General features: G+C 49.6%; 10 protein-coding genes. 6 read left to right on the forward strand and 4 right to left on the reverse strand.

What is annotated here, in order from left to right:
- Nucleotides 1-85 precede the first annotated feature (85 nt).
- The 3 genes from T360_RS0110785 to T360_RS0110800 form a co-directional block, all read right to left on the reverse strand.
- Entirely contained in the window at nt 86-1,273 is a 1,188-nt protein-coding gene (locus T360_RS0110785) for a glycosyltransferase family 2 protein (RefSeq protein ID WP_028912804.1), read from the reverse strand.
- A gap of 25 nt (nt 1,274-1,298) precedes the next feature.
- Nucleotides 1,299-2,873 (reverse strand): Rne/Rng family ribonuclease, encoded by a 1,575-nt coding sequence (locus T360_RS0110790; protein ID WP_028912805.1) that lies wholly within the window; start codon nt 2,871-2,873, stop codon nt 1,299-1,301.
- A 242-nt stretch (nt 2,874-3,115) separates the two neighbouring features.
- Nucleotides 3,116-3,391, reverse strand: coding sequence for an HU family DNA-binding protein (locus T360_RS0110800; protein WP_028912806.1), 276 nt, complete (start codon nt 3,389-3,391; stop codon nt 3,116-3,118).
- A 193-nt stretch (nt 3,392-3,584) separates the two neighbouring features.
- Here T360_RS0110800 and pyk point away from each other — a divergent pair, with 193 nt between their 5' ends.
- From pyk to T360_RS0110825, 5 genes are all read left to right on the forward strand, one after another.
- A complete protein-coding gene (pyk, locus tag T360_RS0110805) occupies nt 3,585-5,030 on the forward strand; it encodes a pyruvate kinase (protein WP_028912807.1) in 1,446 nt (481 codons plus the stop codon).
- A 23-nt stretch (nt 5,031-5,053) separates the two neighbouring features.
- Nucleotides 5,054-7,144, forward strand: a complete 2,091-nt coding sequence (locus T360_RS0110810; RefSeq protein WP_028912808.1) for a M3 family metallopeptidase — start codon at nt 5,054-5,056, stop codon at nt 7,142-7,144.
- 131 nt (nt 7,145-7,275) lie between these two features.
- A complete protein-coding gene (locus tag T360_RS0110815; protein ID WP_013065322.1) occupies nt 7,276-7,977 on the forward strand; it encodes an iron-sulfur cluster assembly scaffold protein in 702 nt (233 codons plus the stop codon).
- A 15-nt stretch (nt 7,978-7,992) separates the two neighbouring features.
- On the forward strand, nt 7,993-9,009 hold the full coding sequence (locus T360_RS0110820) for a GGGtGRT protein (protein WP_028912809.1): 1,017 nt from the start codon (nt 7,993-7,995) through the stop codon (nt 9,007-9,009).
- A gap of 86 nt (nt 9,010-9,095) precedes the next feature.
- A complete protein-coding gene (locus T360_RS0110825) occupies nt 9,096-10,040 on the forward strand; it encodes a D-2-hydroxyacid dehydrogenase (protein ID WP_028912810.1) in 945 nt (314 codons plus the stop codon).
- A 39-nt stretch (nt 10,041-10,079) separates the two neighbouring features.
- Here the strand turns inward: T360_RS0110825 and T360_RS0110830 are convergent, their stop codons facing one another.
- Entirely contained in the window at nt 10,080-10,385 is a 306-nt protein-coding gene (locus T360_RS0110830) for a Dabb family protein (RefSeq protein ID WP_028912811.1), read from the reverse strand.
- 114 nt (nt 10,386-10,499) lie between these two features.
- On the opposite strand from T360_RS0110830, the gene ettA reads away from it, so the two are divergent.
- Nucleotides 10,500-12,197 (forward strand): energy-dependent translational throttle protein EttA, encoded by a 1,698-nt coding sequence (gene ettA / locus T360_RS0110835; RefSeq protein ID WP_028912812.1) that lies wholly within the window; start codon nt 10,500-10,502, stop codon nt 12,195-12,197.
- Nucleotides 12,198-12,215 lie beyond the last annotated feature (18 nt).

A 12,215-nucleotide genomic window follows, 5' to 3' on the forward strand; every position in this document is an offset into this window, starting at 1 on the left:
TGTATTCCATGAGTCTCTTTAGCGCTATATTTCGCGACAAAGGTAATGCTTTTTTTTTATATATGAAAGAAAAATGAAAAAAAAATCAACTTCTTTTTGCTTTTTCCCATGCTCCACTGTTATTTTGACGTGAAAGATATGCCATTCCGCGGAAAACATTGAGGTTCATGAACACAAAATAGTAAATCGTGTAGAAGAGTTTCTGCTTGATACCTCGGCGCCCTAAGAACCAGCCGATAAAGGCGCTGAAGTAGAATAAAACCTGCAGGATGAGCATGACGTCGAAGAAGACTCCGGCGCGAAGAATTGTTAGTAATGCGTTGGAAACCAGTAGGATAACCAAAGCAATTGGAGTGACGCTCCAACGCAGCACGCGATGACTGATATACTGGAAGCTGACCAATGGGTACTTGAAGGGGTTGAGCAGGCTGCGCAACCACCAGATGCTTTGAAGGCCTCCGGCGGCGATGCGGCGCTTGCGTTTGCTCTCTTCAAAGATATTGGCCGATCCGTATTCCTGTGCATAGGCATCTGGCGTGTAGGCTATTCTACTGCCATCTTTTACAACAAGCATCGACATCATGAAGTCGTCGAGCAGGGCATTGGTGGGTACCTGGTGTACGAGTTTCGGGTCGATGGCGTAAAGTTCGCCAGCTGCTCCCATGGCTGAATAGAGTTCGCTGTCCCAGCGCTTCAGGGTGCTCTCGTAGCGCCAGTAGAGGCCTTCGCCTTCGGCTGCCAGTTCGCCTTGCTGGCGTGCGGCAACGCGTTTCTCGCCCGACACGCAACCCACGGTGGGGTCTTCCATAAACAGGCGGGCTATCTCGCGCATCGCTCCTGGATTAATCATGGTGTTGGCATCGGTAAAGGCTACATAGCGTGTGCGCAGTTCCTGCAGTCCGTGCTGCAGGGCGGCTGTCTTACCGCGTCGCTCAGGACTGAACACGACATCTACTTCGGGGTAGGCTGCCAGGAGTTCGTTGGTGCGATCGGTGCTGCCATCGGTGACCCACATGATGCGGAATTTGTCGCGAGGGTAGTCGATGGCCAGTGTGTTGGCCATCTTCTCGGCTATAACGTCTTCCTCGTTGTAGGCACAGATGAGCAGTGTCATGGTGGGTAACTGTTCATCAGTAGGCATGACGGCTTTGCGGGGAGTACCCGCAAAGAGCCGTTTTAGCCTGATGATCATGTATAGTAGAATTCCATACCCGATGTAGGTGTAGAATGCTATGAGCAGCATGGCCCAAAATAGGATTTTAAGTGTCAGCATAGGCTTAGGTGTAAGTTCAATCGTTTTACTTTGTTTCGATTTCCTCCTTCATATCTATGAACTGTCCGTTGTTGTCATAGAACTCGTATTGGAGGAAAGCCAGCTTCTGCGAGGGGATGACCTTAACGCCCAGTCCGTATTTCATTTGCCATTTCATCTTCAGGCTGATAAGGCCTTGATTAATGTAGGCAGCCACGTAAGGATGGACGTGCAGGGTGAACTTGTGGATTCCAATCTTATTGACGAGGGTGTCAATCTTACTCTCCAGAGTATCAGTGAACAGGATGCTCGACTTGATAGTTCCTTTTCCGAAACAAGTGGGGCAGGTTTCTTCCACATTCACGCTCATGGCAGGGCGCACACGTTGGCGGGTAATCTGCATGAGTCCGAATTTCGACAGAGGCAGGATGTTGTGCTTGGCTCGGTCCTTCTGCATGTTCTTGCACATGCGTTCGTAGAGCAGCTGGCGGTCCTCGGGCAGTTTCATATCGATGAAGTCAACGATGATGATACCTCCCATATCCCTGAGTCGCAACTGGCGTGCCAACTCGTCGGCAGCTCCAAGGTTGGTCTCCAGGGCATTGGCCTCTTGGTTGTTCTCCTTTTTGATGCGCGTACCGCTGTTTACATCCACTACATGCATAGCCTCTGTGTGTTCGATAATCAGATAAGCACCATGCTTGTAGTTGACTGTCTTTCCAAAGCCCGATTTGAGTTGCTTGGTCACATCGTAGTTGTCGAAGATGGGCACAGAGCCATTGTAGAGCTTCACAATGTCCTTCTTCTCTGGTGCGATGAGACCCAGGTAGTTCTTGATTTCTTCATAAATGCCGCTGTCGTTCACGTGGATGCCGTCGTAAGTGGGATTGAAGAGATCACGCAACAATGCTACTGCTCTGCTTTCCTCCTCGAAGCAGAGTTGTGGGCGCTCTGTTGTCTTCTGTACTTTGGTGATCACGTCTTCCCAACGCTTCAACAGTACCTTCAGCTCGGCATCAAGTTCAGCTGCTCGCTTGCCCTCGGCCACCGTACGTACGATGACACCGAAATTCTTGGGCTTGATGCTCTGTATGAGCTGCTTCAGGCGGCTTCGCTCTTCGCCTTTCTTAATTTTGGTTGAAACAGAAACACCGTCTTCGAAAGGAATCAGTACCAGATAACGACCGGCGAAGCTCAGTTCGCAGGTGAGTCGTGGACCCTTGGTGTTGATAGGTTCCTTTACGATTTGAACAAGTATTTCCTGACCAACCTTCAGTGTGTTGGCGATGCTGCCATCCTTTTTCAGTTCTGGCTGGATGTGGGCTTTCTGGATAGGGTAGAGCTTCTTGCGGTCGCTCACAACCTGTTTCAGATATTTCTCGTAAGAGTTGAATTGAGTTCCCAGGTCAAGATAATGCAGGAATGCCACGCGCTCAGCGCCGACATCAACGAAACAAGCGTTGAGTCCTGGCATCAGCTTGCGAACCTTTGCCACATAAATGTTGCCCACCGAGAAGGATGCTGTGCGCTGCTCCTCCTGGTATTCCACCAGTTGTTTGTCTTCGAGCAGGGCGATGCTTATGTCCTTTGGTTGCACATCAATGATAACTTCACTTGTCATGTTTTCTTTGATTTGATTATTCTGACGGGTTGTCTCGTTAATACTAAAAAGGGTGTGCCGTAATCCTTGTGAGATTAGTTTGACACACTCCTTTCATTTCTTTTCTATTGGTCACAGAGGATCAAGATTTACTTGCTCTTATGACGATTCTTGCGCAGTCTCTTCTTACGCTTGTGTGTAGCCATCTTGTGGCCCTTCTTTTTCTTTCCGTTTGGCATAATACTAATAATTTATAATGTTAATTACTTCATTCTCTCAATAAAGCTCTTCGAGGGCTTGAAAGCGGGATAGTCGTGAGCCTCTACAACCAGGGTTGTGTTCTTAGATATGTTACGGGCGGTTTTTTGGGCGCGGCGCTTTACAACAAACGTACCAAAGCCACGGAGATAAACATTCTCTTTAGTATCAGCGAGACTCTCGCGAATACAGCTCATGAATGCTTCTACAGAGACTGCTACGTCTTTCTTCGCCAGGCCTGTTTCGTCAGCAATTCTGTTGATGATTTCTGCCTTTGTCATTTCTTTATTAGATATTTACTTCTTTATATATTAATAATGTGTAAACTCGAAACTCTTCGTTTTCGGACTGCAAAGTTACTAATTTTCAGCAGATTACGAAAATATTTCTCGTTTTTTTTTCAAAAAATGGTGAATTTCTATGCTTTTTGGGCGTTTTTTTGTACCTTTGCACCACAAAAGAACGAAAAATAACATGAAGCAGACAAAGATTGTAGCTAGCATTAGTGACAGAAGATGTGATCAGGATTTCATCCGTAGTCTTTTCGAGGCCGGTATGAACGTTGTAAGAATGAACACGGCACATGCCGACGAGAAAGGTATTAAGAACATTATTAGTAATGTACGTAGTGTGAGTCATCATATTGGTATCCTTATAGATACCAAGGGCCCCGAAGTGCGCACCACTGGTTGTGCAGAGCCTATCGCTTATAAGACCGGCGATGTGGTGAAGATTTTCGGACGTCCGGAAATGGACACTACACACGACATTATCAATCTCTCGTATGCCGACTTCGCAGCCGATGTGTATGAGGGTTGTCACATCCTTTTTGATGATGGTGCACTGGATATGCTTGTGATTGGCGTAAACGGTCCTGCCGTGATTGCACAGGTGCAGAACGACGGTGTGCTGGGATCGCATAAGAGTGTCAATGTGCCTGGTGTGCATATCGCTCTGCCTGCGCTGACCGAGAAGGATAGAAAGAATATCAAGCTGGCTATCGACGAGAATATCGACTTTATCGCTCACTCGTTTGTTCGTTCGGCTGCCGACGTACGCGCTGTGCAGGCTATCCTTGATGCCTATAACTCTGACATCAAGATTATATCTAAAATTGAGAATCAGGAGGGTGTGGATAATATCGATGAGATCATCGAGGCTTCTTATGGTATCATGATTGCCCGTGGTGATCTGGGTATCGAGGTGCCCATCGAGCGTATTCCTGGCATCCAGCGCCAGATTATCCGCAAGTGTGTGCGCGCCAAGAAGCCGGTTATCGTAGCTACACAGATGCTTCATACGATGATTAATAATCCTCGCCCCACACGTGCCGAGGTAACAGATATCGCCAATGCTATCTACTATCGTACCGACGCACTGATGTTGTCGGGTGAGACTGCCAGTGGTAAGTACCCTGTAGAGGCTGTGCGCACAATGGCTGCCATTGCAGAGCAGGCTGAGAAGGACAAGATGCGTGAGAACGACATCGAGGTGCCCCTGTCGGCCGACTGCGATATCCGCGAGTTTATGGCTCACTCGGCTATCGAGGCTACTGAGAAGCTCGGCGTAAAGGGTATCATCACCGATGCCAGCTCGGGCGACACTGCTCGCAACCTGGCTGCCTTCCGTGGTCCTAACCCTGTGCTGGCCATCTGTTATAATGATAAACTGCAGCGCCTGCTCAATCTCTCTTACGGCGTGATTCCTGTTTACCAGAAGGAGCATATCGCTCCCGAGGAGCTGTTCCACGCTGCTGTGCGTATGTTGCGCCAGAAGGGGTATGTGCAGGATGCTGATAAGATTGCCTACCTGAGTGGTAACGTAGGCGAGGGTGGTGGCACCAAGTTCCTGGAGATCAACACCGTGAAAGAGGTGATGACCAACCAGTATAAGTTCCACCTGCCACATACTAAGGGATGACCCAAAAACCAACTAAAGAATTAATGGATATGAAAGTAACAAGAAAGCTCATGACATTGAGTTTTGCAGCAATGATGCTGCCTACATTGGCTGCTGACAATCTGCCGCAGGGAGCGCCTGATTTCAGCAAGATTAAGGAAACCGACTATCTACCCGCTATCGAGAGTGCTATCAAGCAGAAGCGACAGGAGGTGGAGCAGATTGTGGCCAACAAGCAGAAACCAACCTTCAAGAACACCATTCTGGCTCTGGAGACCAGTGGCCTGGAGCTCGACAAGTGGCTGAATGTGTTTGAGGGCCTGACCAGTGCCCACAAGACACCAATTCTGGCTGATACCGAGAAGAAGGTGACGCCTCTGTTGACCGAGCTTGAGAACGAGATCTCGTTTAATAAGGCTCTGTTTCAGAAGATTAAGTTTGTTTACGACAAGGAGTATAAGAAACTGAAGGGCGAGGACAAGCGCCTCACCGAGGTGGTCTATAAGAACTTTGTGCGCTCTGGTGCTCTGCTCGACGACCAGAAGATGGCGCGTATGATGCAGATTAATCTGCGCATCTCTGAGCTTCAGCAGCAGTGGGGCGACCTGCTGCCCGCTGCTACCAACGGTTCAGTGGTATGGGTAAATACCAAGGAGGAACTGTCTGGCTTGAGCGAGGCTGACATTGCCCAGTGTCAGAAGGATGCTGAGAGTCGTGGTGCTATCACGCCATATGCTATCGTCATTGTGAATACCACCCAGCAGGCCATCTTGACCAATCTGGACAACCGCGACCTGCGCCGCCGTGTGTATGAGGCTTCGCGTCATCGTGCCGATGGTACCCGTCAGTTCAATACATTCCCCATCGTCGTTGAGATAGCCAAGTTGCGTGCTGAGAAGGCTGCACTGATGGGCTATAAGAACTATGCTTCTTACTCGTTGGAGCGCACGATGGCTAAGAACTCTGATAATGTGTATGGTTTCTTGAAGCAGCTCATTGCTGAATACACTCCTAAAGCCCAGGCTGAGACCAAGGCTATCGAGGATTTTGCCAAACAGCAGATGGGGGCCGACTTCAAGTTGGAGCCTTACGACCGCTTCTACTATTCGGCCAAGATGAAGCAGCAGATGCTGAATCTGAGCGATGATGATGTGAAGCCTTATTTCAATATCGACAGCGTGATTGTGAACGGCGTGTTCTATGCTGCTCACCGCGTGTATGGTCTGAACTTCGTACAGCGCAAGGATATCCCTACCTATCATCCTGATATGAAGGTGTTTGAGGTGCGCGACAAGGATGGCAAGATGCTGGCTCTGTTCTACAGCGATCCCTATCGCCGACCCACCAAGCGTGGCGGTGCTTGGATGAGCGCTTTTGCCAAGCAGAGCGGTCAGCGCAATCAGTTGCCTATTATATATAATGTGACGAACTATGCTAAGGCTCCTGATGGTCAGCCCACACTCATCACCTGGGACGAGGTGACAACCCTGTTCCATGAGTTTGGTCACGCCCTGCACGGTATGCTCTCTAACTGCTACTACAATACCCTGAGTGGTACTGCTGTGGCACGCGACTTTGTAGAGATGCCTTCGCAGTTCAATGAGAGCTTTGCTTCTATCCCCGAGATTTTTGACCACTACGCTAAGCACGCAGTTACTGGCGAGCCTATGCCTGCCGATCTGAAAGAGAAGATGCTGAAGAGCATCAACTTCCAGACTGCCTATGCGTTGGGTGAGAACCTGGCAGCTACCTGTCTTGATCTGGCTTGGCACCACCTGTCTGCCGACGAGATTCCAACAGCAGCCCAGGCACCACAGTTCGAGATCGACGCGCTGAAGCAGATTGGACTCTATGATACCCAGGTACCTCCACGCTATAGCACCTCTTACTTCAATCACGTATGGGGTGGTGGCTATGCCGCCGGCTACTATAGCTATCTGTGGACCGAGGTACTGGCCTGCAATGTGGCTGATACATTCCAGAAGTTGGGCGCACTGAAGCCCGAGACTGGTGATGCTTTCCGCCAGAAGGTGCTGAGCCGTGGTAATACCAAGGATCAGATGCTGATGTTTACCGACTTTACGGGCATGAAGAACCCCGATGCCTCAGGATTACTGAAGTACAGAGGTTTGTAAGAACTCGGCCTTTGGTTAATAATTCCTAAATGATAACCAAGATGTCGGTTAATGTCAAATAAATGGCGTAATTTTGTAGGTCAAAAAGAAGGATATATTAAGTTGTTTAACATTTAAATGTTTTATTATCAATGATTTATTCAAAAGAAGTGGAGAACATGTGTAGCGTTTGTAAGGGCGCTTACCATGGACCTGCACCTATCCCCGAGGAGGGCAAATGGGTAGCAGTAAAGGAAATCAAGGAGATCTCTGGTTACACCCACGGTATTGGCTGGTGTGCCCCTCAGCAGGGTGCCTGCAAGCTGAGCCTGAACGTGAAGGACGGTGTTATCCAGGAGGCTCTTGTTGAGACCATCGGTTGCACTGGTATGACTCACTCTGCCGCTATGGCATCTGAGATCCTGCCTGGTAAGACCATCCTCGAGGCTCTGAATACCGACCTCGTTTGCGATGCTATCAACACCGCTATGCGCGAGCTCTTCCTGCAGATTGTTTACGGACGTACACAGAGCGCTTTCTCTGAGGGCGGTCTGGCTATCGGTGCTGGTCTTGAGGACCTCGGTAAGGGTCTTCGTTCACAGACTGGTACACTCTATGGTACCGTTGCCAAGGGCACACGTTATCTCGAGCTCACCGAGGGTTACATCACCAAGCAGTACCTCGATGCTAACAACGAGGTTTGCGGTTACGAGTATGTACACCTGGGCAAGATGATGGAGGCCATCAAGAATGGCATGGATGCCAACGAGGCTATGAAGAAGTTCACCGGTTCTTACGGTCGCACAACCGAGGAGCAGGGTGCAGTTAAGGCTATTGACCCACGTAAAGAATAATAGGAGGATACGACAATGATTAGAAAAGTACAGTTTGAGAGTCAGGAGCGCCGTATCAACCAGGTTCTTGCTGCTCTGAAGGAGAATGGCATCAACTCTATCGAGGAGGCCAATGAGATTTGTGAAAAGGCAGGTATCGACCCATATCAGATGTGTGAGGACACTCAGCTCATCTGCTTCGAGAATGCTAAGTGGGCTTATGTTTGTGGTGCTGCTATCGCCATCAAGAAGGGCGTAAAGACAGCTGCCGAGGCTGCTGAGGCCATCGGTATCGGTCTGCAGAGCTTCTGTATCCCTGGATCAGTAGCCGACGATCGTAAGGTAGGTATCGGTCACGGTAACCTCGCCGCTCGTCTGCTCCGCGAGGAGACAGAGTGCTTCGCATTCCTCGCTGGTCACGAGAGCTTCGCTGCTGCTGAGGGTGCTATCAAGATTGCTGAGATGGCTAACAAGGTTCGTAAGAATCCTCTGCGCGTTATCCTGAACGGTCTTGGTAAGGACGCTGCTCAGATCATCAGCCGTATCAACGGTTTCACATACGTACAGACCAAGTTCGACTACTTCACTGGCGAGCTCAATGTTGTTAAGGAGGTTCCTTATGGCAACAACCCAAGCCGTCTGAAGGTTAAGTGCTATGGTGCCGACGACGTACGTGAGGGTGTAGCTATCCTGTGGAAGGAGAACGTAGATGTATCTATCACTGGTAACTCTACAAACCCAACACGTTTCCAGCACCCAGTAGCTGGTACTTACAAGAAGGAGCGCGTACTCGCTGGTAAGCCTTACTTCTCTGTAGCTTCTGGTGGTGGTACTGGTCGTACCCTGCACCCAGATAACATGGCTGCCGGTCCTGCTTCTTACGGTATGACCGATACCATGGGTCGTATGCACTCTGACGCTCAGTTCGCAGGTTCTTCTTCTGTTCCTGCTCACGTTGAGATGATGGGCTTCCTGGGTATGGGTAACAACCCAATGGTAGGTGCAACTGTTTCTGTAGCCGTTGCTATCGACCTGGCTATCAATAAGAAGTAATATTTGTTTTTCAACAATATTTAATCTTCTGAGAGGAATTTGCCACGAGGGTGAGTTCCTCTCTTTTTTTTAAAAAACAACATCTGATGAATATTGTAATACTAGACGGTTATACAGCCAATCCAGGCGATTTGTCTTGGAATGAGCTGGAGAAGTTGGGTGATGTAACGGTTTATGAGCGTACGGCACCCGAGGAAACAGTGGCGAGAGCAGCCGACGCTGAGGTGGTGCTTACCAACAAAGTACTGCTGACCAGCGAGGTGATGGCACAGTTGCCCAAGTTGAAGTATATCGGCGTGCTGGCAACAGGCTACAACGTGGTGGATATCCAGGCTGCGCACGAGCGCGGTATTGTGGTAACAAACGTGCCGGCTTACAGCACCGAGAGCGTGGCGCAGATGGTGTTTGCACATCTGCTCACAGTAACTAATCGCACAGAGCACTATGCACAGCAAAACCGTGAGGGTAAGTGGAGTAGGAGTAAGGACTTCAGTTACATCGATACCCTCCTGCCTGAGATAGCCGGTAAAACATTCGGTATTGTGGGCTTGGGAAACATCGGTATGCGTGTAGCCCAGATTGCACTGGCCTTCGGCATGAAGGTAAAGGCACTGAGCAGCAAAGAGGTGCTGCCCGATGGTATCGAGAAGGTGACGCTCGACGAGTTGCTGGCTACATCTGATGTATTGTCGCTGCATTGTCCGCTAACCGACAATACCCGACACCTTATTAATAAAGAGAGTATCCAGAAGATGAAGTCGTCGGCCATCCTGATCAATACAGGTCGTGGACCGCTGATCGACGATGATGCTGTGGCTAATGCACTGGCAGAGGGCCGACTTTATGCTTTCTGTGCCGATGTGATGACGGTAGAGCCACCTGCTGCCGACAATCCTTTGCTGAAGCAGCCTAACGCTTATATCACACCACATATTGCTTGGGCAAGTACTGAAGCAAGAGTGCGACTGATACAAATAGCAACAGATAACGTTCGCGGCTTTATTAATGGAAGTCCACAAAACGTTATCTGATAAGATTAAACTAAACTTGCGAAAGTTGAATGTAAGATATTAAATCTCGAAGTCAAGGCAGCTGCGCTGAACGGTATAAGGGCGAACCTTACCATTGGCTACGGCTACGTGTTCGGGGTGAACAGCATAAGCTTTCAAGGCCTCCTCGCTCTCCAAAGTGCTGTCGAGCATGACGTCGGCATTGGATGAAGCCAGGCGGCCTTCAATGTGTACCTTCACGTCGAGAAGTCCGGGCACCTTGCCTACCAATCCTTCCAAACCAGCCTTAATACCGGCCTTCACTGTCTGCTTCTCCTCTTCAGAGAGTTCTGGATTCAGAGTCCAGAGAATAATATGCTTTACCATAACTTTTAATTATTAATGTATTGTATCTGCAAAATTAGACAAAATAGTTGAATAATGCTTCTATTTTCACTTTTTTTTTGTATATTTGCCGACAAATCAAATAAATAGATATATATGGCAACAGTTGACGACAAGAAAGTGATATTCTCGATGGTAGGCGTGAGCAAAACCATTCAGCAGAATCAGAAGCAAGTGCTTAAAAACATTTACCTGAGTTTTTTCTATGGCGCCAAAATTGGTATTATTGGACTGAACGGTGCTGGTAAATCTACCCTAATGAAAATCATTGCAGGGCTCGACCAGCAGTATCAGGGCGACGTGGTGTGGAGCCCCGGCTACAGTGTGGGTTATCTGCCACAGGAACCACCACTGAACGAGGAAAAGACAGTGAAGGAGAACGTGATGGAAGGCGTGCAGCATGTGTATGATGCGTTGGCCGAGTACGATGAGATAAACGTAAAGTTCGGACTGCCCGAGTACTACGAGGATGCCGACAAAATGGATAAGCTGATGCAGCGACAGGCTGAACTGCAGGATATCATCGACGCTACTGATGCTTGGAATATGGACTCGAAACTGGATCGCGCGATGGCTGCACTGAACTGTCCGCCGGGCGACTGGAGCGTGAAAAATCTCTCGGGTGGTGAGCGCCGCCGTGTGGCACTGTGCCGACTGCTGTTGCAGAAACCCGACGTGCTGCTGCTTGACGAGCCTACCAACCACTTGGATGCTGAGAGCATCGACTGGCTGGAGCAACATCTGCAGCAATATGAGGGAACGGTGATTGCCGTGACCCACGACCGCTACTTCCTGGATGATGTGGCTGAGTGGATTCTGGAGCTTGACCGTGGTGAGGGCATCCCCTGGAAGGGCAACTACTCAAGCTGGCTGGAACAGAAGAGTCAGCGCCTGGCTCAGGAGGAGAAGAGTGCCTCGAAGCGTCGCAAGACACTGGAGCGTGAGTTGGAGTGGGTGCGTATGGCGCCCAAGGCCCGTCATGCCAAGGGTAAGGCCCGTCTGAATTCGTATGAGATGATGCTGAACGAGGAACAGAAACAGAAGGAGGAAAAACTGGAGATATTCATCCCCAATGGTCCACGACTGGGCAACAAGGTGATTGAGGCTGAACACGTGGCAAAGTCGTTCCCCGAAAAACAGCTCTTTACCGACTTGAACTTCAATCTGCCACCAAATGGTATTGTGGGTGTGATTGGTCCTAACGGTGCGGGTAAGACTACGCTGTTCCGACTCATCATGGGCTTGGATCAGCCCGATGCAGGTCAGTTCTCAGTGGGCGAGACGGTGAAGTTGAGCTATGTGGACCAGCAGCATAAGGATATCGACCCAACCAAGTCGGTCTATGAGGTAGTGAGTCAGGGCAATGAGACTATCCGTATGGGTGGCAAGGACGTGAACGTGCGTGCCTACCTGAGTCGATTCAACTTCAGTGGTGCCGACCAAGAGAAAAAGTGCGGCGTGCTGTCGGGTGGTGAGCGCAACCGTCTGCATCTGGCCATCGCGCTGAAGCAGGAAGGCAACGTGCTGTTGCTCGACGAGCCTACCAACGATATCGACGTGAACACCCTGCGTGCACTGGAGGAGGGCTTGGAGGCCTTTGCTGGTTGTGCCGTCATCATCAGTCACGACCGTTGGTTCCTGGATCGTATCTGTACACATATATTGGCATTTGAGGGAGAGGGCAATGTGTTCTACTTCGAAGGCAACTATAGCGAGTACGAGAGCAACAAGGCTCAACGCCTGGGCTTAGAGGAGCCTAAGCGTGCTCGATACCGTAAACTGATGGAAGAGTAATTCTTAAAACAAATATCA

It is taken from the genome of Prevotella sp. MA2016 (genome assembly GCF_000619825.1).
In the GTDB taxonomy this organism is placed as follows: Bacteria; Bacteroidota; Bacteroidia; order Bacteroidales; family Bacteroidaceae; genus Prevotella.

What these genes read in the sequence shown, in the direction of transcription:
- T360_RS0110800 (WP_028912806.1), bottom strand. Translation starts at nt 3,391, where the DNA reads ATGACAAAGGCAGAAATCATCAACAGAATTGCTGACGAAACAGGCCTG.
- T360_RS0110825 (WP_028912810.1), top strand. Translation starts at nt 9,096, where the DNA reads ATGAATATTGTAATACTAGACGGTTATACAGCCAATCCAGGCGATTTG.
- T360_RS0110790 (WP_028912805.1), bottom strand. Translation starts at nt 2,873, where the DNA reads ATGACAAGTGAAGTTATCATTGATGTGCAACCAAAGGACATAAGCATC.
- T360_RS0110830 (WP_028912811.1), bottom strand. Translation starts at nt 10,385, where the DNA reads ATGGTAAAGCATATTATTCTCTGGACTCTGAATCCAGAACTCTCTGAA.
- ettA (WP_028912812.1), top strand. Translation starts at nt 10,500, where the DNA reads ATGGCAACAGTTGACGACAAGAAAGTGATATTCTCGATGGTAGGCGTG.
- T360_RS0110810 (WP_028912808.1), top strand. Translation starts at nt 5,054, where the DNA reads ATGGATATGAAAGTAACAAGAAAGCTCATGACATTGAGTTTTGCAGCA.
- T360_RS0110820 (WP_028912809.1), top strand. Translation starts at nt 7,993, where the DNA reads ATGATTAGAAAAGTACAGTTTGAGAGTCAGGAGCGCCGTATCAACCAG.
- T360_RS0110815 (WP_013065322.1), top strand. Translation starts at nt 7,276, where the DNA reads ATGATTTATTCAAAAGAAGTGGAGAACATGTGTAGCGTTTGTAAGGGC.
- T360_RS0110785 (WP_028912804.1), bottom strand. Translation starts at nt 1,273, where the DNA reads ATGCTGACACTTAAAATCCTATTTTGGGCCATGCTGCTCATAGCATTC.
- pyk (WP_028912807.1), top strand. Translation starts at nt 3,585, where the DNA reads ATGAAGCAGACAAAGATTGTAGCTAGCATTAGTGACAGAAGATGTGAT.